Source organism: Actinoplanes sp. L3-i22 (assembly GCF_019704555.1).
Classification (GTDB): domain Bacteria; phylum Actinomycetota; class Actinomycetes; order Mycobacteriales; family Micromonosporaceae; genus Actinoplanes.
The window spans coordinates 241,423-261,940 of the sequence record NZ_AP024745.1; the positions used below are offsets into that span (position 1 = coordinate 241,423).

The 20,518-nt window shown below is 69.6% G+C and carries 18 protein-coding genes and 1 pseudogene; 16 read left to right on the top strand and 3 right to left on the bottom strand.

Translation table 11 applies throughout. The features are described from left to right. Positions 1-343: 343 nt before the first annotated feature. The 3 genes from L3i22_RS01120 to L3i22_RS01130 are packed head-to-tail and all read right to left on the bottom strand — an operon-like array spanning position 344 to position 4,744. On the bottom strand, positions 344-1,174 hold the full coding sequence (locus L3i22_RS01120) for an SWIM zinc finger family protein (protein WP_221325146.1): 831 nt from the start codon (positions 1,172-1,174) through the stop codon (positions 344-346). Between the two features lies 1 nt (position 1,175). Next, entirely contained in the window at positions 1,176-4,322 is a 3,147-nt protein-coding gene (locus L3i22_RS01125) for a DEAD/DEAH box helicase (protein ID WP_221325147.1), read from the bottom strand. A gap of 29 nt (positions 4,323-4,351) precedes the next feature. After that, complete coding sequence (locus L3i22_RS01130; RefSeq protein ID WP_221325148.1) at positions 4,352-4,744, bottom strand: VOC family protein; 393 nt, start codon at positions 4,742-4,744, stop codon at positions 4,352-4,354. 69 nt (positions 4,745-4,813) lie between these two features. Here L3i22_RS01130 and L3i22_RS01135 point away from each other — a divergent pair, with 69 nt between their 5' ends. The 16 genes and pseudogenes from L3i22_RS01135 (at position 4,814) to nuoK (ending at position 20,516) form a co-directional block, all read left to right on the top strand. After that, positions 4,814-5,575 (top strand): TetR/AcrR family transcriptional regulator, encoded by a 762-nt coding sequence (locus L3i22_RS01135; protein ID WP_221325149.1) that lies wholly within the window; start codon positions 4,814-4,816, stop codon positions 5,573-5,575. Between the two features lie 46 nt (positions 5,576-5,621). Continuing rightward, complete coding sequence (gene mqnC, locus L3i22_RS01140; protein WP_221325150.1) at positions 5,622-6,863, top strand: cyclic dehypoxanthinyl futalosine synthase; 1,242 nt, start codon at positions 5,622-5,624, stop codon at positions 6,861-6,863. A gap of 442 nt (positions 6,864-7,305) precedes the next feature. Beyond that, the gene (locus L3i22_RS01145) at positions 7,306-8,010 is read left to right on the top strand and encodes a demethylmenaquinone methyltransferase (RefSeq protein WP_370644340.1); all 705 of its coding nucleotides are present in this window, start codon (positions 7,306-7,308) and stop codon (positions 8,008-8,010) included. A 154-nt stretch (positions 8,011-8,164) separates the two neighbouring features. After that, the gene (locus L3i22_RS01150; RefSeq protein ID WP_221325152.1) at positions 8,165-8,425 is read left to right on the top strand and encodes a hypothetical protein; all 261 of its coding nucleotides are present in this window, start codon (positions 8,165-8,167) and stop codon (positions 8,423-8,425) included. A gap of 116 nt (positions 8,426-8,541) precedes the next feature. Beyond that, complete coding sequence (locus L3i22_RS01155) at positions 8,542-9,834, top strand: geranylgeranyl reductase family protein (RefSeq protein ID WP_221325153.1); 1,293 nt, start codon at positions 8,542-8,544, stop codon at positions 9,832-9,834. Between the two features lie 82 nt (positions 9,835-9,916). Then, complete coding sequence (locus tag L3i22_RS01160) at positions 9,917-10,282, top strand: NADH-quinone oxidoreductase subunit A (protein ID WP_014687421.1); 366 nt, start codon at positions 9,917-9,919, stop codon at positions 10,280-10,282. A 5-nt stretch (positions 10,283-10,287) separates the two neighbouring features. Next, entirely contained in the window at positions 10,288-10,959 is a 672-nt protein-coding gene (locus L3i22_RS01165; protein ID WP_221325154.1) for an NADH-quinone oxidoreductase subunit B family protein, read from the top strand. Then, the gene (locus L3i22_RS01170) at positions 10,956-11,675 is read left to right on the top strand and encodes an NADH-quinone oxidoreductase subunit C (RefSeq protein ID WP_221325155.1); all 720 of its coding nucleotides are present in this window, start codon (positions 10,956-10,958) and stop codon (positions 11,673-11,675) included. The genes L3i22_RS01165 and L3i22_RS01170 overlap by 4 nt, the downstream gene beginning before the upstream one ends. Further along, positions 11,672-12,997, top strand: coding sequence for an NADH-quinone oxidoreductase subunit D (locus tag L3i22_RS01175; RefSeq protein ID WP_221325156.1), 1,326 nt, complete (start codon positions 11,672-11,674; stop codon positions 12,995-12,997). Before L3i22_RS01170 ends, L3i22_RS01175 begins: the two co-directional genes overlap by 4 nt. Continuing rightward, positions 12,997-13,704: pseudogene (gene nuoE, locus L3i22_RS01180) on the top strand (NADH-quinone oxidoreductase subunit NuoE); the annotation flags it as partial. The gene L3i22_RS01175 and the pseudogene nuoE, both read left to right, overlap by 1 nt. A 35-nt stretch (positions 13,705-13,739) precedes the next feature. Then, positions 13,740-15,056, top strand: coding sequence for an NADH-quinone oxidoreductase subunit NuoF (gene nuoF, locus L3i22_RS01185; RefSeq protein ID WP_221325158.1), 1,317 nt, complete (start codon positions 13,740-13,742; stop codon positions 15,054-15,056). After that, positions 15,056-17,554: an NADH-quinone oxidoreductase subunit G gene (locus L3i22_RS01190; protein ID WP_221325159.1), complete on the top strand. Its 2,499-nt coding sequence runs from the start codon at positions 15,056-15,058 to the stop codon at positions 17,552-17,554. The genes nuoF and L3i22_RS01190 overlap by 1 nt, the downstream gene beginning before the upstream one ends. Continuing rightward, positions 17,551-18,918, top strand: coding sequence for an NADH-quinone oxidoreductase subunit NuoH (nuoH, locus tag L3i22_RS01195; RefSeq protein ID WP_221325160.1), 1,368 nt, complete (start codon positions 17,551-17,553; stop codon positions 18,916-18,918). Before L3i22_RS01190 ends, nuoH begins: the two co-directional genes overlap by 4 nt. 1 nt (position 18,919) lies before the next feature. Next, positions 18,920-19,480: an NADH-quinone oxidoreductase subunit NuoI gene (gene nuoI / locus L3i22_RS01200; RefSeq protein ID WP_221325161.1), complete on the top strand. Its 561-nt coding sequence runs from the start codon at positions 18,920-18,922 to the stop codon at positions 19,478-19,480. After that, on the top strand, positions 19,477-20,220 hold the full coding sequence (locus tag L3i22_RS01205) for an NADH-quinone oxidoreductase subunit J (protein WP_221325162.1): 744 nt from the start codon (positions 19,477-19,479) through the stop codon (positions 20,218-20,220). The genes nuoI and L3i22_RS01205 overlap by 4 nt, the downstream gene beginning before the upstream one ends. Then, the gene (gene nuoK / locus L3i22_RS01210) at positions 20,217-20,516 is read left to right on the top strand and encodes an NADH-quinone oxidoreductase subunit NuoK (protein ID WP_089295959.1); all 300 of its coding nucleotides are present in this window, start codon (positions 20,217-20,219) and stop codon (positions 20,514-20,516) included. The genes L3i22_RS01205 and nuoK overlap by 4 nt, the downstream gene beginning before the upstream one ends. Positions 20,517-20,518 lie beyond the last annotated feature (2 nt).

Below are 20,518 nucleotides of genomic sequence, written 5' to 3' on the forward strand. Positions count from 1 at the left end.
TCTCCAAGCCGCCGCGTCCATCGTGGACTCGCCCACGATCGGTCCACGATGGGCGCGGCCCATCCCAACCCCGCACCCGCGCCCGCGCCCGCGCCGCTCGCCCCGCGCTCGCCGCCTCAGCCGCGCCACGCCACGGCTGCCCCACGCCACGCCCGCGCAGCGCTTTGCCTGCGATGGCCCCTGCGTTCGGGCGTTGGGATTTCCGGCGTCAGCTAGCCGGGCCGGGTCGCGCTCGGTGCGGAGACGGGCTTGCATCGGCGTTGGTGCTCTCTGCGCGGAAACGGCGACGTAGCAGCGGTTGGGCGACTCCTTCCAGGGCGCATTGCTTCTCGGGGGGAGGTGGTTACTCCTCGGCTGGGGTGGCCAGGTCTCGGTAGACCGGACGCAACAGGTCGATCAGCGGAATGTGCCGGACCTTCACCGGCGGCGGATCCAAGGCGCGGAGCAGCAACTCAGGCGGGGTGCTGTTGCGAGCGGGCCGTTCGCGGAGGCGGCCCAGGCTGACCGCCGGCGAGTAATAGTCGGTGAGGCGGTCGGTCAAGGGAACGTCGGGAACCGCGAGCGGATCGACCGCCTCGCCCGGGTCGGCGGTCCCCCGGAGCGCGTCGAGCAGGGGCTCACGGGCACGTCCGCGCCAGGCCAGGACCAGGAACGGGTCGTCGTCGAAGGCCTCGGCCAGCACATACAGCGCGGCCGAGCCGTGCTTGCACGGGGTGCCCCAGTCGGGGCAGGAGCAGTCGATGTTCAGCTCCGACGGGAAGAGCGGCAGCCCCAGATCGGTGAACAGGTCGACGATCTCGCGGGGCATCTCGCCGGCCAGCAGCGCGGCGCGATAGAGCGCCTGCGCGCCGAGCGCCTCGGTGACCTCCGTCCACTGTGTGTCATCGAACGCGGCGATACGGATCGTCACCTGATACGGCGTCGGGCGGGAACCCTGCACCCGGGCGACCACCTGCCCCGGGCCCAGGGCGAAGTCGATGACCTGGCCCTTGCGCGCATACGCCCGACCGCGCGCGAGCCGCCCCGCGTCGCAGACGTCCTCCAACACGTCGACGAACCGCCGCGACCACCACTGCTCGCCGATTTTGCCGCGTTTCGACCGCACCGCGAGCCCGCCGTCAACCTCGATCGCCCGGGTGGCCTCGTAGAACTGGCCCGACTTGTCGAACGGCATCTCAGCCCACCGCCGCCGGATCGAGCGCGAACAGCTCGCGCAGCTGATCGGTGTTCAGATCGGTGATCCACTCCTCGCCGGTGCCGACGACCGCGGAGGCCAGTGCTTTCTTCCGCTCGATCATCGCGTCGATCTTCTCCTCCAGCGTGCCGGTGCAGATGAACTTGCGGACCTGAACGTTGCGTGACTGCCCGATCCGGAACGCACGGTCGGTGGCCTGATCCTCGACCGCCGGGTTCCACCAGCGGTCGAAGTGCACGACGTGGTTCGCCGCGGTCAGGTTGAGACCGGTGCCGGCCGCTTTCAGCGAGAGCAGGAAGATCATCGGCTCGTCCGCGGTCTGGAACTGCTCGACCAGCTCGTCACGCCGGGACTTGCTGAGCCCGCCGTGCAGCCAGAGCACCGGGCGGTCGAGGTGCGCCGCCAGGTAGGGCTGCAGGAGTGAGCCCCACTCCGCGTACTGCGTGAAGACCAGGGCCTTGTCGCCGTCCTCGACGATCTCGTCGGCCAGCTCCTCCAGCCGGGCCAGCTTGCCGGACCGGTCAGGCAGGCGGGAACCGTCCTTGAGCAGGTGCGCCGGGTGGTTGCAGACCTGCTTGAGCTTCATCATCGTGGCCAGCACGTTGCCCCGCCGCTGGATGCCCTCGGAGCTCTCGATCTCGGCCATCATGTCCTCGACCACGGCCTGGTAGAGGGTGGCCTGCTCGGGGGTGAGCGTGCACCACACCTTCATCTCGTTCTTCTCCGGAAGGTCCGAGATGATGGTCTTGTCGGTCTTGAGGCGCCGCAGCACGAACGGCCCGGTCGCCCGTTTCAGCGCGGCCGTGGCGTCCTCGTCCTGCCGGACCTCGATCGGCTCCTGGAACCGGCGGCGGAACCGTTTCGCCGGCCCGAGCAGGCCCGGATTGCAGAAGTCCATGATCGACCAAAGCTCGGCCAGATGGTTCTCCACCGGGGTGCCGGTCAGCGCCAGCCGGGTGCGCGCCGGAATGGCCCGGACCGCCTGGGACTGGCGGGTGCCGCTGTTCTTGATGGCCTGCGCCTCGTCGCACGCGACCCGGCTCCAGCCGATCTCCCGCAGCGTCTCCAGATCACGCAGCGCTGTCCCGTACGTGGTCAGCACCAGGTCGGCGGCGCCCACCGCGGCGAGGAACTCGTCACCGCGCTGCCGGGTGGCGCCGTGGTGCACGTAGAGCCGCAGGCTCGGGGCGAACCGGGCGGCCTCCTTGCTCCAGTTGGTGATCAGGGACATCGGGCAGATCAGCAGGGTCGGCGCGACCTCGCCCGGCTCGCGCCCGATCCGCTCGGTGAGCAGCAGCGAGATGGTCTGCGCGGTCTTGCCCAGGCCCATGTCGTCGGCCAGGATGCCGCCGAGCCCGAGCCGGCTGAGGAAGTGCAGCCAGGAGAGGCCACGCTCCTGGTACGGCCGGAGCACGCCCTGGAACCCGACCGGCGTGGGCATCGGGTCGAGCCGCTCCGCGGCCTGGCCGGAGAGCAGGTCACCGAGGGTCCCGTCGGCGTCGACCTCGACGAGTGGCAGATCCTCCTCGCCGCCCTCGACCACCTGTTGCAGCACCTCGGCCGCGGTGAGCTCGCCCTCGCGTCGGCGCCCGACCGCCTTGAGCGCGGCCTTGAGCTGCCGATCGTCCAGCTCCACCCACTGCCCGCGGACCCGGACCAGCGGCACCTTGAGTCGGGCCAGCTCGGCCAGTTCCTCCGGGCTCACCACCCCGTCGCCGATCACCAGGTCGAGCCGGAAGGCGACGATCTCGGTCAGCCCGAACCCGGACTCGGCGACCGCCCGCGAGGCGCCCGCCGTGGACCGGGATCGGGTGGTGAGCTTGAGACCGACGCCCTTGCGCCCGGCCCACGACGGCAACTGCACCCCGAACCCGGCGGCCTGCAGCAACGGCGCGGCCTGGCGCAGGAAGTCGTAGGCCTCGGCGGTGCTCAGCGTCATCGCGGCCGGCTGCTGCTCGCGGAGCGCCTCGTGCAGCGCCGGGAACAGCCGGACGGCCCGGCCCAGCCCGGCGAGCAGCGCCTCGTCCGGCCGGCGGGGCAGGCCGGGGAACCGCTCACCCGCCCAGACCGCGTCGGCCGGGAGATAGAGCCCGGAATCCTCGGCGGACTGCAGGGCGAACTCCAGGTCCCACTCGTCCTCGCCCGGCTCCGGCTCGATCAGGCGGAAGCTGACCCGGATCGGCTCGTTCGCCGCCTCGGCCGCGCGCATCCAGTCGTCCAGCGCCTTGCGCAGGTCACGCAGCTCACCGGCGGGCGCGCCGGGCAGCGTGGGATCGGTCGCGGTCAGCGCGTTGGCCCAGCGGTCGGCGAGCGGCGCCTTCGCCCCGGCGCGGTGCCCGCCGAGGATCTTCTCCGGCAGGATCGACCGGGCCGCCCCGTCGAGCAGCGTCTCCAGCGCATCCCGCAGAGTCCGCCCGAGCTCGTGCCCTTCCGCACCGGAGCCGGTGGAGCCCGCGGCCCGCCCGCCGACGCCGGTCGAGGCAGCGGAACGCCCGCCGGTGCGGGACGGGCCGGCAGCGCGGCCCGCGGCCAGGGGAACGCTCAGCGACCGGACCACCGGGGGCATGCCGGCGGCGAAGTCACGGTAGGTCGCCAGGTCGGGGCCGGTGAGCACGGAACGCCAGCGCGCGGCCGGCGCCCCCTCCTCGATCACCAGCTGTGGCAGCATGCGGCCGCGTTGAGCCAGGTCACAGGCCCAGCCCGCGAGCAGGCCGAGGTAGCGCAACGACGCGCCGGGCACCCACGGCTCGGCGGGGTCGGGCTCGGCGAGTGTGGCCAGCAGCGCCAGCGCGGACCCGCCGGGGACCGCGAGCGCCGGCACGGTCCAGGAGGCGAGCCGCAGCCCGCGTGGCGAGGCCGTCTCGGTGCCGGTCTCGGGTGAGAGCACCGGGCCCCGCGAAGTCCCCGGAAGCTGGACCGTGGAGACACCGGCGACCGCCGTCTCCGGAAGGTCGAGCAGGTCGGTGAGTGACTCGATGCCCGCGGCGAACGGGTGTGGCCGAAGTTTGGCCCGGGACGCCGGGACCTGGGAAGCCGAGGACTCCTGAGCGGCGGGCTCCTCGGCCCAGAGCAGTAACCGACCGGGCCGCCCGGACCCGGGCGCCCAGCCGCCATGAACGACCAGCACTTTTCAACCCCCTGAGCAGTCCGTCGAGATTATCGGCCGGACGGTGGATCGGCCCACTCCGCCAGCTCGTAAACGACCCCATTGGGGTCGGTGATCAGCAGCAGCCGCTCACCCCAGGGCTCCTCCCGGATCGGCAGCGTCGGCTCGACGCCCTCGCCGCGCAATCGCTCCTGCTCGGCGTCGAGATCGTCGACCACGAAGGCGACGATCGTGCCCGCGACCAGCACCTCTCTCAGCTCCGGGGGCAGCACCTCGAGGCCGCGGCGGTGCAGGGCGATGTCGACACCGCCGTCGGCCCGGCTCAGCGCGGCGAAGCCGTCGGCCGCCAGGTGCTCGACATAGCCGAGGTGGTCCACGAGAAACTTGCTGGAGACCTCGACATCCTCGACGGTGAGTCCGACGACGGACGACCTGATGTGCATGACGCCTCCCGGGGCTGACTTATCTGTACGCCGTACAGAATACGACGTACAAGAAAGGAATGCCAAGCCATGGCCGAAGCCCGCCGGATCCTGGATCTCCTCTGGTTTCCGGAGGCGGCCGAGCGCAAGCGAGGCCGTCGTCCGGGGCTGTCCGTCGCCCGGGTCGTCGAGACCGGCATCGCGGTCGCCGACGCGGAGGGGCTGGACGCGGTCTCCATGCGCCGGGTCGCGACCGAGCTGGGCGTGGTGCCGATGACGCTGTACACCTACGTGCCGGACAAGGCGACCCTGCTGGAGCTGATGCTGGACCGGGTCTACCTGGCGATGCCGCGCGCGGAGCTGCCGGATCGGCCCTGGCGCGAGCGGCTGGCCGCGATCGCCGAGGAGAACCGGGCGCTGGTGGCCGGCCATCCGTGGGTGGCCGGGCTGCCGGCCAACCGGCCGCCGCTGGGCCCGGGGCTGATGGCGAAGTACGAGCACGAGCTGCGGGCCTTCGACGGCTGCGGGCTGGACGACCTGGCGATCGACTCGGCGCTGACCTTTCTGATCGGCTATGTGCAGTCCGCCGCGCGGACCGCCGCCGACGTCCGCGCCGCGGCCGAGCGCAGCCACGAGACCGACTGGGAGTGGTGGGCGGAGCGGGGCCCGATCTTCGAAGTGGTCTTCGACCAGCACACCTACCCGACGGCGACGCGGGTCGGCGCGGCGGCCGGGGCCGCGCACGGCGCCGCCTACGACCCCGATCATGCGTACGCCTTCGGCCTGCAACGTGTCCTGGACGGTCTGGGCGTGCTGATCGAGAGCGAGGGCCGTCCGGAGGAGCGGCGGTGACGCGGGCCGCTGACGATCGCCGGGGAGTGGACGTACGCTTCGTCTCGTGACCGCGAATCCGGAGATCGACAGCATCCTGCAGCGTGGCGCCGACGGTGGGCGGATCACGCCCGAGGAGGCTCTGCTGCTCTACACGGAGGCCCCGTTCCACGCGCTGGGCGAGGCGGCCGACGCGGTCCGGCGCCGGCGCTATCCGGACGGCGTCGTCACCTACCTGATCGACCGCAACATCAACTACACCAACGTGTGTGTCACGGCCTGCAAGTTCTGTGCGTTCTTCCGGGCGCCGAAGCACAACGAGGGCTGGGTCCACCCGACCGCGGAGATCCTGCGTCGCTGCGGCGAGGCGGTCGAGCTCGGCGCGACCCAGGTGATGCTCCAGGGCGGCCACCACCCGGAGTTCGGTGTGGAGTACTACGAGGAGCTGTTCTCCTCGGTCAAGCAGGCCTATCCGCAGATCGCGATCCACTCGATCGGCCCGAGCGAGATCCTGCACATGGCCAAGGTCTCCGGCGTCTCGATCGAGGACGCGGTGCTCCGGATCAAGGCGGCCGGGCTGGACTCGATCGCCGGCGCCGGCGCCGAGATGCTGCCCGATCGGCCGCGCAAGGCGATCGCCCCGCTGAAGGAGAGCGGCGAGCGCTGGCTCGAGGTGATGGCCGTGGCGCACCGCAACGGCCTGTCGTCGACCGCGACCATGATGATGGGCACCGGCGAGACCGCCGTCGAGCGCATCGAGCACATCCGGATGATCCGCGACGTGCAGGACCTGGCGGTGGCGAACGGTTACCGCGACCTCGCCGTCGAGGAGTCGCACGAGGTCGGTGGCTTCCGCGCGTTCATCCCGTGGACCTACCAGCCGGAGAACAACCATCTGAAGGGCCGCACCCAGGCCACCACGATGGAGTATCTGCGGTTCATCGCGGTGTCCCGGCTGTTCTTCGACAACATCGCGCACCTGCAGGCGTCCTGGCTGACCACCGGTAAGGACATCGGCCAGCTCTCGCTGCACATGGGCGTCGACGACCTGGGCTCGATCATGCTGGAGGAGAACGTGATCTCCTCGGCCGGCGCCCGGCACCGCTCCAACCTGCAGGAGCTCATCTCGATGATCCGCACCGCGGATCGGACCCCGGCCTGGCGCGACACGTGGTACCGGCATCTCGCGGTGCACCACACCGCCGCCGACGACCCGACCGACAACCGCGTGGTCTCGCACTTCTCGTCGATCGCGATCCCCGGCGGTGGCGTGGGGCGCACCCAGCTCCCGCTGGTCGAGGTCAACTGATCCGGAGCGGTCCGCGACCGGATCGTTATCGAATTCGACGTCCCGGCCGCCGTCTTCGCGCTTGATGCGAGGCGGCCCGGCCGGCGGAGGATCTTGCTGAGGTGGCGGGTGGGAAGCCGCCACCGAGCCCTTCGGCGCGTCCGAGCTGACCGTTCGGCCAGGGTGGGGGTCGTCGGACCGGTGAGGGCCTGATTGCTCCTTCGTAACGAGCCCGCCTGTTGGCTGTACCGACGCGTTGCTGCTGGTTACGTTGCCTGCGTAAGGCATTGAAAAACCTCATGCGTCGCCGGGCGGTCAAAGTCGGTGACGAGCAGTCGGACCCGACCGATGGCGGTCGTATATATAACGCACAAGGCACGGGCGGGATGGGTGACCATCCCGCCCGTTCTGTTTGCCGGGGTCCTCGACCCGGATCGGCGGCGGCCCGGCCGGGAGTGGCAGAGTGGACCGGGTGACACGCGCAGACCTGGACAAGCAGCCGCACGAGGTCGCCGAGATGTTCGACGGCGTGGCCGAACGGTATGACCTCACCAATACCGTGCTCTCCTTCGGGCAGGACGTCGGCTGGCGCCGGGCGACCCGGGCGGCCCTCGGTCTGCGGCCGGGCGAGCGGGTGCTGGACGTCGGTGCCGGCACCGGGGTCTCCACCGACGAGCTGGGTCGCTCCGGCGCGTTCGCGGTCGGTGCCGACCTCTCGATCGGGATGCTGCGGGCCGGCCGGCGGGTGCGTCCGGATGCTCCGCTGCTGGCCGGCGACGCGCTGCGGCTGCCGTTCGCGGACGCGACCTTCGACGCGGTGACGATCTCCTTCGCTCTGCGTAACGTGGTGGACACCGCGGCTGCGCTGCGTGAGTTCGCCCGGGTCACCCGGCCGGGCGGGCGGCTGGTGGTGTGCGAGTTCAGCACGCCGACAAATCAGGCGTTCCGGACCGTCTACATGCAGTACCTGATGCGGTCGCTGCCGACCGTGGCGCGTGGCGTGTCGAGCAACCCGGAGGCCTACGTCTACCTGGCCGAGTCGATCCGGGCGTGGCCGGATCAGGCGGCCCTGGCGGCGCGGATCGCGGATGCGGGCCCGTGGGACCGGGTGGGCTGGCGCAACCTGACCGGCGGCGTGGTGGCGCTGCACCGGGCGACGCGGCGCTGACAAGCTGACAAGCCCGACGGCGCGGCGCTGACAGGCGGACCGCGACCGGAGGGAAACCCGGCGGCGAGCGACGGATCTAGATCAACTCCCGCGTGTCGGTGACAAACCGGGCGTTTTGTGTACGCCGAGCGAATCGGCTGTTTAGCTCGAAGTCATGACAAATATCGGGCAACTCGAGGACACCGACATCGACATCGCGATCGACGACGGCGAAGCCGGTGAGCGCCGCGCGACCGAGCTGGCCACGCGTATCCGAATGGTCGCCGCGCAAGATCCCCTGCTGGCGCAGGACCTGGTAGAGGAACTGATCGTCGCCCTGGACCGCGCGATGGACGGCACGATCCGAGATCATCTCGAAGGTCCGGCCCGTGGGATCGCCGACCGCGTTTTGGGGGAGTCTGACCCGATTCGTTAGCCACGCCGAAACAATCAGGTCGACCTGAGTGCAAAGATCGTCGATAGTCGGCCTAGACTCCGACCGAGGCATGCTTGTGAACTAATTCACGAGCACTGCGGATCGGAGGCTGCACCGTGAACGACCACTTGCCATCCACCGTCGCTGACGAGGCAGACGTGATCGTGGTCGGCGCTGGTCCCGGTGGCAGCGCGGCCGCCTACCACCTCGCCCGGCACGGCCTCCGCGTCCTGCTGCTGGAGAAAACCGAGTTCCCGCGCGAGAAGGTCTGTGGCGACGGCCTGACCCCGCGCGCCGTCCGCCAGCTGGTCCGGATGGGCATCGACACCTCCGAGAAAGCCGGCTGGCTGCAGAACAAGGGCCTGCGGGTGATCGGCGGCGGGGTCCGGCTGGAGCTGGACTGGCCCGAGCTCGCCAGCTTCCCGAACTACGGCCTGGTCCGCACCCGTCTGGACTTCGACGACATGCTGGCCAACCGCGCGGTCGAGGCCGGCGCGCTGCTCCGGACGAGTGTGAACGTCACCGGCCCGGTCCTGAACGGGGACGGGCACGTGATCGGGGTCGAGGCCCGGGTCGGCGAGGGCAAGGAACCCGTCACCTATCGTGCCCCGCTGGTGATCGCGGCGGATGGCGTTTCCGGCAAGTTCCCGCTGGCCCTGGGCCTGGCCAAGCGGGATGACCGCCCGCTCGGCGTGGCCGTCCGGCGCTACTACCGCTCCGCGGTCAAGGCCGACGACAACTACCTGGAGTCCTGGCTGGAGCTGCGCAGCGCGCAGGACCCGAGCCGGCTGCTTCCGGGGTACGGCTGGATCTTCGGGCTCGGTGACGGCCGGGTCAACGTGGGCCTCGGCATCCTGAACTCGTCCAGCGCGTTCGGCAAGACCAACTACCGGAACATGCTCACCGACTGGCTCGGCTCCACCCCGGAGGACTGGGGGATGCGGGGCGAGGAGAACGCCGAGGGCCCGACGCTGGGCGCGGCGCTCCCGATGGGCTTCAACCGGGTGCCGCATTACACCCGCGGGGTAATGCTGGTCGGCGATTCGGGTGGCATGGTCAATCCGATGAACGGCGAGGGCATCGCGTACGCGATGGAGTCCGGCGAGCTGGCCGCCGAGGTGGCGGTCCAGGCGCTGGCCCGTCCGGCCGGCCCGGAGCGGGAGCGGGCCCTGCGCGCCTACCCGACCGAGCTGAGCGTGCGCTTCGGTGGTTACTACCGCCTCGGTGGTGTGTTCGTGAAGCTGATCGGCAACCCGCAGGTGATGCGGCTGGCCACCAAGCACGGCATGCCGCACCCGACGTTGATGAAGTTCGTCCTGAAGCTCCTGGCCAACCTCACCGACCCGCGCGGTGGGGATGCCATGGACCGCATCATCAACGGTTTGACGAAGGTGGCGCCCGCCGTCTGACGACGGAACCGGGCACCCCGATCAAAAGGATACAAAAGCGAAAAACTAGTGTGAAGCGGCTAACAGTCGTACGGGAGTGAAGATGACGATCAACCCATACGTCCCGATCGTCGGGTTGCTGATCCTCGGCGCGCTCTTCGCGTTGTTCTCGGTGTCCGTAGCACCGATCGTCGGGCCGAAGCGCTACAACCGGGCAAAGATGGACGCCTACGAATGCGGCATCGAGCCGGCCCCCCAACCGGTCGGCGGCGGCCGATTCCCGGTGAAGTTCTATCTGACCGCGATGCTCTTCATCGTCTTCGACATCGAGACCATCTTCCTCTACCCGTGGGCCGTCTCGTTCGAGGCGCTGGGCCTGTTCGGATTCGTGGAAATGGTCCTGTTCATCGTCACCGTGTTCATCGCCTACACGTACGTGTGGCGACGCGGCGGCCTCAACTGGGACTGATAACCATGGGAATCGAAGAGAAGCTGCCCAGCGGCATCCTTCTGACCTCGGTCGAGAAGCTGTCGAACTGGGCCCGTAAGTCGTCGTTCTGGGGTGCGACCTTCGGCCTCGCCTGCTGTGCCATCGAGATGATGGCGGCCGGCGGCCCGCACTACGACCTGGGTCGCTGGGGCATGGAGGTGTTCCGCGCCTCGCCCCGCCAGGCGGACCTGATGATCGTCGCGGGCCGGGTCAGTCAGAAGATGGCCCCGGTGGTCCGGACGATCTACGACCAGATGCCCGAGCCCCGATCGGTGATCTCGATGGGCGTCTGCGCCTCGTCCGGTGGCATGTTCAACAACTACGCCATCGTGCAAGGTGTGGATCACATCGTCCCGGTCGACATCTACCTACCCGGGTGTCCGCCCAGGCCGGAGATGCTGATCGACGCGATCCTCAAGATGCGCGAGAAGGTCATGGCCCAGCCGCTCGGCCCGAACGGGCGCAAGATGCTGGAGCAGCGTCGCGCCGAGGGCAAGCTGCCGCTCGTCGCGCCCGGTGCCATGCCGTCGTCGTACCGCGTGGACAAGACCCGCCGCGCGGAATGGACGCAAGCCGTCAAGGAAGGCCGCGAAGAGCAATTGCGGATCGAGAACTGGATGAAGCTCCAGCCCCATTTGCGGGAGGGTGGCAAATGAGCATTCAACCCGGAACCGAGGGTGACGCCCCGGTTACCGCATCGACGAATGCGGAACTGGGTGCACCCGCGCAGACACCGCCCAGCCCGGATAAGGGCATGTTCGGCGTCAAAGGCACCGGAGATGTCTCCGGCTTCGGCCGCCTGGCCCGCCCCCGACCTGCTGTTTTTGACAGCCCACGGCCGTACGGCGGGTATTTCGACGACGTCTATGACGCGCTTGAGGAAGCATATCCGGCCCTCTCCGATGCCATCGAGAAAGTGGTGGTGGATAGGGCGGAACTCACACTTCACATCAGGGCCGAGAAAGTCACGGATGTCTGTCAGGTAATGCGGGACGACGAGTCCCTTCGATTCGAGCTGTGCTCGTCCGTCGACGCGGTCGACTACCTGGGCAGCGACGAGCGGCGATTCCACATCGCTTATCAATTGACTTCGATGACGTACCGCCGGAGGGTCCGTCTCGAGGTGGCCGTCGCGGACGGTGTGCCGGTTCCGAGCGTCACCGGCATCTACCCGACCGCCGACTGGCAGGAGCGGGAGATCTACGACATGTTCGGCGTCGTCTTCCCCGGCCACCCCAACCTCACCCGGATCCTGATGCCGGACGACTGGGAGGGCCACCCCCAGCGCAAGGACTACCCGCTCGGCGGGGTGCCCGTGGAATACAAGGGCGCCGAGATCCCGCCGCCCGACCAGCGGAGGGTCTACCAGTGACCACGTCTGAATACGCGAGCGAGCGCGAGACCACCGAGGGCCGTGTCTTCACGGTCACCGGCGGCGACTGGGACAGCGTCACGTCCAGCATCGACCCGCTCAGCAACGAGAAGATCGTCGTCAACATGGGTCCCCAGCACCCGTCCACGCACGGCGTGCTCCGGCTGGTGCTGGAGCTCGAGGGCGAGACGGTGACCGAGGCCCGCCCGGTGGTCGGCTACCTGCACACCGGCATCGAGAAGAACCTGGAGTACCGCACCTGGACCCAGGGCGTCACGTTCGTCACGCGGATGGACTACCTGTCCAACATGTCGAACGAGACGGCGTACTGCCTGGCGGTGGAGAAGCTGCTCGGCATCACCGATCAGATCACCGAGCGGACCACGACCATCCGGGTCATGTTCATGGAGCTGCAGCGGATCGCCTCGCACCTGGTCTGGCTGGCCACCACCGGCATGGAGCTCGGCGCGATCTCGATGATGCTGTACGGCTTCCGCGAGCGGGAGTACATCCTCGACATCTTCGAGGAGACCTCCGGCCTGCGGATGAACAACGGCTACATCCGCCCCGGCGGCCTCGCCCAGGACCTGCCGGAAACGGCGGTCAAGAAGATCCGTGACTTCCTGGTGTACCTGCCGAAGAAGCTCAAGGAGTACGAGGCGATGCTCTCCGGCCAGGTGATCTGGCAGAAGCGCACGCAGGGTGTCGCCGTCCTGGACGTGACCGGCTGCCTGTCGCTGGGCATCACCGGCCCGGTGCTGCGCTCCGCCGGCCTGCCCTGGGACCTGCGCAAGACCATGCCCTACTGCGGTTACGAGACGTACGAGTTCGACGTGCCGACCGCGACCACAGCCGACGTGTGGGGCCGCTATCTCGTCCGGCTGGCGGAGATCAAGGAATCTCTCAAGATCGTCGAGCAGGCGCTCGACCGGCTCCGGCCCGGCCCGATCTGGGTCGCGGACAAGAAGATCGCGTGGCCCGCCCAGCTCGCGCTGGGTGTCGACGGTCTCGGCAACTCGTTGGAACACGTCGCCAAGATCATGGGTCAGTCGATGGAATCGCTGATCCACCACTTCAAGCTCGTGACCGAAGGCTTCCGGGTTCCGCCTGGTCAAGTCTACGTGGCGGTCGAGCACCCGCGTGGCGAACTCGGCGTTCACGCGGTCTCCGACGGTGGTACCCACCCCTATCGGGTGCACTACCGCGAGCCGAGCTTCGTCAACCTTCAGGCCATCCCGGCGATGGCCGAGGGCGCATTGCTCGCCGACGTGATCGCCGGCGGCGCCTCACTGGATCCGGTGATGGGTGGGTGTGATCGCTGATGTCCGAAACCGCTATCGAGTTCTCTCCGGCCGCGGCTCCGCTTGCGGAGAAGCTGCTGGAGTCCGCGCGGGAGGTGCTGGCCCGCTATCCGGTGGGCCGGGAACGCTCGGCGCTGCTCCCGCTGCTGCACCTGGTGCAGACCGAGGAGGGCTTCGTCAGCCCGGCCGGGGTGTCGTTCTGCGCCGAGATCCTGGGCATCAACAAGGCCCAGGTCGGCGCGGTCGCCACCTTCTACACCATGTACAAGCGCCGGCCGACCGGTGAGTACCTGGTCAGCGTCTGCACCAACACCCTCTGCAACGTGCTGGGCGGGCAGGAGGTCTACGACCGGCTGACCGAGCACCTCGGCGTCGGCCACGACGAGACCACCGCCGACGGCCGGATCACGCTGGAGCACGCGGAGTGCCTGGCCGCGTGCGACTACGCGCCGGTGGTGACGGTCAACTACGACTTCACCGTCGACCAGGCGACCCCGGAGACCGCGATCGAGATGGTCGACCAGCTGCGCAACGGCGAGCGGCCCACGCCGAGCCGCGGCGCCCGCGTCTGCAGCCTGCGTGAGCAGCAGTTCCAGCTCGCCGGCTTCGCCGACCCCCGGGACGGCGCGGTCGGCGACGGGGTGGCCGGCGCGCCCACGCTGCGCGGCGTCCGCCTCGCGCAGGAGCACGGGATCGCGGTGGCCGGGTTCGACCCGGAGACCCCGATCACCAAGACCAAGCCGGCGCGTGCGGAGGACAAGAAATGACTCAACCCCGGCCGGAGGTGCTCCAGAAGCTCACTCCGGTGCTCACCAAGCGCTGGCTCTCCCCGGACGCCTGGCAGATCGGCGTCTACGAGCGGCTGGACGGCTATCAGGCGCTCCGCAAGGCGCTCGACGTGCACCCCGACGACATGATCCAGCTGATCAAGGACTCCGGGCTCCGCGGTCGTGGCGGCGCCGGGTTCCCGACCGGCCTGAAGTGGGGCTTCATCCCGCAGGGCGACGGCAAGCCGCACTACCTCGTGATCAACGCGGACGAGGGCGAGCCGGGCACCTGCAAGGACCTGCCGCTGATGACCTACGACCCGCACTCGCTGATCGAGGGCGCGATCATCGCGTCGTACGCGATCCGCGCGAACCGGGCGTTCATCTACATCCGCGGCGAGGCCGTGCACGCCGCCCGCCGGCTGCGCAACGCGGTGCAGGAGGCGTACGCCGCCGGCTACCTCGGCGAGAACATCCTCGGCTCCGGGTTCGACCTGGAACTGGTGGTGCACAGCGGCGCCGGCGCGTACATCTGCGGCGAGGAGACCGCGCTGCTCGACTCGCTGGAGGGGTTCCGCGGCCAGCCCCGGCTGCGCCCGCCCTTCCCGGCCATCGCCGGCCTGTACGCGAGCCCGACGGTGGTCAACAACGTCGGGACGATCGCCAGCGTGCCGTACATCGTGCTGGGCGGCGCCGGCTGGTGGAAGAGCATGGGCACCGAGAAGTCGGCCGGCCCGATGATCTACTCGCTCTCCGGCCGGGTGGTCAATCCCGGTCAGTACGAGTGCGGCCTCGGCATCACCCTCCGCGAGCTGATCGAGCTGGCGGGCGGCATGCAGCCGGGTCACAACCTCAAGTTCTGGACGCCCGGTGGCTCGTCGACGCCGTTGCTGACCGCCGAGCACATCGACACCGCGATGGACTTCGAGGGTGTGGCGGCGGCCGGCTCGATCCTCGGCACCACGGCGATGCAGATCTTCTCCGACCAGGACTGCCCGGTCTACAACACGTGGCGGTGGCTGGAGTTCTACCACCACGAGTCGTGCGGCAAGTGCACCCCGTGCCGGGAGGGCAACTACTGGATGGTGCGCACGTACCGGCGGATCCTCGCCGGGCACGGCACCGTCGCCGACCTGGACACCCTGCAGGACACCGCGGACAACATCTTCGGCCGGTCCTTCTGCGGTCTCGGCGACGGCGCGGCGACGCCGGTCATCTCGACGCTGAAGTGGTTCCGGGACGACTACCTCGGCTACATCGAGGGCCGCACGGCGCCGCGGCTCTCCGAGAAGTCCCTCGTAGGAGCGCACTGATGACCGACGTAGCGAAGAGGACCGACCTCGTCACGCTCACCATCGACGGCGTCGAGGTCCAGGCCGAGAAGGGCGAGCTGGTCATCCGGGTCGCCGAGCGGATGGGGATCGCGATCCCGCGGTTCTGCGACCACCCGCTGCTGGCTCCGGCCGGCGCCTGCCGGCAGTGCCTGGTCGAGGTGGAGGGGCAGCGCAAGCCGATCGCCTCGTGCACCCAGACGGTGGCCGAGGGCATGGTCGTGAAGACCCAGCTCAGCTCGCCGGTCGCGGCCAAGGCCCAGGCCGGCGTGATGGAGCTGCTGCTGATCAACCACCCGCTGGACTGCCCGACCTGCGACAAGGGCGGCGAGTGCCCGCTGCAGAACCAGGCGATGAGCTCCGGCCGCGCGGACTCCCGGTTCCACGAGCCCAAGCGGGAGTACGAGAAGCCGATCCACATCTCCAGCCAGGTGCTGCTGGACCGGGAGCGCTGCGTACTCTGCCAGCGCTGCACCCGGTTCTCCGAGGAGATCGCCGGCGACAAGTTCATCGACCTGATGGACCGCTCCTCCGGCGAGCAGATCAACGTGTACCGCGACGACTTCTTCGGTGGCACGGGCACCGGCGACGGCCAGGTCGGCGAGGGCGAGGGGGACGTCGCGTTCAACTCGTACTTCTCCGGCAACACCATCCAGATCTGCCCGGTCGGCGCGCTCACCGGCGAGCAGTACCGGTTCCGTGCCCGCCCGTTCGACCTGGTCTCCTCGCCGACGGCCTGCGAGCACTGCGCCGCCGGCTGCTCCCAGCGGGCCGACCACCGGCGCGGGAAGGTGCTGCGCCGGCTCGCCGGTGACGACCCGGCGGTCAACGAGGAGTGGAACTGTGACAAGGGCCGGTGGGGCTTCCGCTACTCCACCGCCACCGATCGGATCACCACACCGCTGATCCGCGACTCGCGTACCGGGCAGCTGCGCGAGGCGTCCTGGAGCGAGGCGCTGGTCACCGCGGCGGAGGGTCTTCGGGCCGCCCGCGAGCGCGGTGTCGGGGTCCTTCCGGGCGGCCGGTTGACGGTGGAGGACGCGTACGCGTACGCGAAATTTGCCCGTCTGGTTTTGAACACCAACGACATCGACTTCCGGGCGCGGCCGGTGCGAGCCTCCGGCTCGCCGGCCGAGGTCACCGAGGAGGCGGATTTCCTCGCCGCCGCGGTGGCCGGGGTTTCCGAGGTGACGTACGCCGATGTCGAGAGCGCCCCGTCCACCCTGATCGTGGGGCTGGAGCCGGAGGAGGAGTGCCCGATCCTCTTCCTGCGCCTGCGGAAAGCGCACAACAACAAGAAGCTGCAGGTCACCGCGGTCGCACCGGTCATGACCCGGGGCTTCGAGAAGCTCGGCGCCACGCTCGTCGCGGCCGTCCCGGGCGACGAGGCCCGGCTGCTGAACACCGACCCGACGGTCGCCGCGGCGCTGACCGCGCCGGGCAGCCTGCTGCTGGTCGGCGAGCGTCTGGCTACCGTGCCGGGCGGACTCTCCGCGGCCGCGGCGCTGGCCGCCCGGACCGGGGCCCGCCTCGCCTGGGTGCCGCGCCGGGCCGGGGACCGGGGTGCGCTCGAGGCCGGTTGCCTGCCGAACCTGCTGCCGGGCGGTCGCCCGGTCAGCGACCCGTCGGCGCGCGCCGAGCTCTCCATCTCCTGGGCCGTCGACTCCGGCGTGCTGCCCAGCCGGCCCGGCCGGGACGTCGACGCGATCATCGCGGCGGCGGCCGGCGGGACCCTGGGCGGTCTGCTGGTCGGTGCGGTCGACCCGGGCGACCTGACCGACCCGGTGCTCGCCGAGCAGGCGCTGGACGCGGTGCCCTTCCTGGTCAGCCTGGAGCTGCGGGCGAGCGCGGTGACCGAGCGGGCCGACGTGGTGCTGCCGATCGCGCCGGCGGTCGAGAAGTCCGGCACCTACCTGGACTGGGAGGGCCGGCTGCGGTCCTTCGAGACGGTCCTGCGGGGGAGCACGGCGCTGACCGACGGCCGGGTGCTGGAGGCGATCGCCGCGCTGCTGGAGGTCACCCTGAACACCGGTGACGTGCAGGCGGTCCGCCGCGAGCTGGCCGTCCTGCCGGCCGTCACGGAGCGCTCCGGGCCGCCGACGGTCGCCGCCGAGCCGATCGCCGAACCGGGCGAGCGGGCCGCGGTGCTGGCCACCTGGCACCAGCTGATCGACCTGGGGTCGCTGCTGGACGGGGACGCCGTGCTGGCCGGGACCGCCCGCCCGCCGGTCGTCCGGCTCGGCAAGGACCTGGCCGAGCAGTTGCGGGTCGCCGACGGTGACCTGCTCACGGTTCGTACCGACCGCGGCTCGGTGACCCTGCCGGCCGCGATCGCCGACCTGCCCCGGCAGGTCGTCTGGCTGCCGACCAACTCGCCGGGCTCGACGGTGCGCCGCAGCCTCGGCGTCACCGCCGGCTCGGTGGTCCGGCTGTCGGCCGGGCTGCCCGGCCCGCTTCTCGCCGAGGGAGTTGACCAATGAACGTCCTGCTCGCGGCGCACGCGGAGGACCCGACCCTGCAGACGTTCGAGAACGACGTCTGGTGGATCGTGCTGATCAAGCTGGTCGGCTTGTTCGTCATGCTCCTGATCCTGACGCTGTTCACGATCAACTACGAGCGCAAGGTCGTCGCCCGGATGGCGGTCCGCCCGGGCCCCAACCAGGTCGGCTTCCGCGGCTACCTGACCTCGCTGAGCGACGGCCTCAAGCTGCCGTTCAAGGAGGAGATCATCCCGCGGACCGCCGACAAGGTGGTCTACTTCATCGCCCCGGTGATCTCGGCGACGACGGCGTTCACGGCGTTCGCGGTGATCCCGTTCGGCGGCGTGGTGACCATGTTCGGTCACCGGACCGCACTTCAGCTCACCGACGTGCCGGTCTCGGTGCTGGTGCTGCTGGCCTGCTCCTCGATGAGCGTCTACGGCGTGGTGCTGGCCGGTTGGGCGTCCGGGTCGACGTACCCGCTGCTCGGGGCTTTGCGATCAAGTGCACAGATGATTTCGTACGAGGTCGCGATGGGCCTCTCGATCGTCGCGGTCTTCATGACCGCGGGCTCGATGAGTACCTCGGAGATCGTCACCGCGCAGCGGGCCGGCGACCCGGTCAGCCTCGGCCCGATCGACATCACCCTGCCCGGCTGGTTCTTCTTCCAGCTGGCGCCGAGCTTCCTGATCTACGTGATCTCGGCGGTCGGTGAGACCAACCGGGCCCCGTTCGACCTGCCCGAGGCGGAGTCCGAGCTGGTCGGCGGCTTCCACACGGAGTACTCGTCGTTCAAGTTCGCGCTGTTCTTCCTCGCCGAGTACATCAACATGATCACCGTCTCGGCGTTCTGCACGACGCTGTTCCTGGGCGGCTGGCGGGCCCCGGCGCCGATCACCACGGTCTGGGAAGGCGCCAACTCCGGCTACTGGCCGCTGCTCTGGTTCTTCGCCAAGGTGTTCATCCTGCTCTTCGGCTTCATCTGGCTGCGGGCCACGCTGCCCCGGATGCGCTACGACCAGTTCATGCGGTTCGGCTGGAAGGCCCTGATCCCGATCAACCTGGTCTGGATCCTCACGCTGTCCTTCCTCAAGATCATTCATGGTGGTCAGCTCAACGGTCCGGCCAAGTGGGTCTCGCTGGCCGTGTTCTTCGGGATCGTGGTGGTGGTCGCCTGGCGATGGCCGTCGAAGGCGGTGCCGCAGGAACGCTCCATCGAGGAACAACTGGCCCGCCGCCCACCGGGCAGCTTCCCGGTCCCACCGATGGACCTGCAGGTCCCCCCGAGTCCGCGCGCCCGTCGTGCGGTCGCCGAGCGTGCCCCGGCCGCCGTGGGCGGCGACCCCGAGTCGAAGGAGGTGTGACGTGAACACGTTTACCGGCTCCTTCAAGGGCTTCGGCGTGACCTTCGCGCACATGTTCCGCAAGGTGATCACCACCGACTACCCGTTCTCCCCGCCCACGCCGGCGCCGCGCTACCACGGGCGGCACATTCTCAACCGGCACCCGGACGGGCTGGAGAAGTGCATCGGCTGCGAGCTGTGCGCCTGGGCCTGCCCGGCCGACGCGATCTACGTCGAGGGTGGCGACAACACCGATGAGCAGCGGTTCTCGCCGGGCGAGCGGTACGCGAAGATCTACCAGATCAACTACACCCGGTGCATCTTCTGTGGACTCTGCATCGAGGCGTGCCCGACCCGCTCGCTGACCATGAGCAACGAGTACGAGCTGGCCCGGGACAACCGCCAGGACCTGATCTTCACGAAGGAACAGCTCCTGGCCCCGCTGCTGGCCGGGATGGAGCAGCCGCCGCACCCGATGCGCCTGGGCGAGACCGACAAGGACTACTACGTCGGCGCGCTGACCAACCCGGGCACGTCGGCGGGTGCGGAGAAGTCGCCGCTTGTGCAGGAGGCCACGGAATGACCCACGTGTCCACCGGGGAACAGATCGCCTTCTGGATCCTCGGCCCGCTCGCGGTGCTCGGGGCGCTCGGCATGGTGCTGGCCCGCAACGCGGTGCACTCCGCGCTGTGCCTGGTCGTCACGATGCTGAACCTCGGGATCATGTACGTGATCAACGAGGCGCCGTTCCTCGGCTTCGTGCAGATCATCGTCTACACCGGCGCGATCATGATGCTGTTCCTGTTCGTGCTGATGCTGGTCGGCCGGGACGCGTCGGACTCGCTGATCGAGACGCTGCGCGGGCAGCGGGTCGCGGCGATCCTGCTCGGCCTGGGCTTCGCCGCCCTGGTCGGCACGGGCGTGGCCCGCGGGCTCGAGGGCACCCCGACGGCGGGTCTGGCCGAGGCCAACGCGCACGGGAACGTGCAGGGCCTGGCCGCGCTGCTGTTCACCAAGTACGTGTTCGCCTTCGAGGTCACCTCGGCCCTGCTGATCACGGCGGCGGTCGGGGCGATGATCCTGGCCCACGTCGAGCGGGCCCCCGGCGACAAGGCCGACCAGGTGACCCGGATGAAGGAGCGGTTCCGCCCGGGCAACTACCCCGGTCCGAAGCCCGGCCCCGGCGTCTACGCGAACACCATGTCGGTGGCCGCGCCGGCCCGGCTGCCGGACGGCAACGGGACCGAGAACAGCATCTCGCCGATCCTGCCGGTCCGGGAGCTGACGGCTTCCGAGGTTGCCCTGAAGGGAACCGAGAAGTGACCCCCGACTACTACCTCATCTTGGCGTCGATCCTGTTCACCATCGGGGCGGCCGGCGTGCTGGTCCGGCGCAACGCGATCGTCCTGTTCATGTGCATCGAGCTGATGCTGAACGCGGCGAACCTGGCGCTGGTCACCTTCAGCCGGATCAACGGCGGCCTGGACGGGCAGATCATCTCGTTCTTCGTGATGGTCGTCGCCGCGGCCGAGGTCGTGGTCGGCCTCGCCATCATCATGTCGATCTTCCGTACGCGACGCTCCGCGAGTGTCGACGACGCGAACCTCCTGAAGTACTGAAG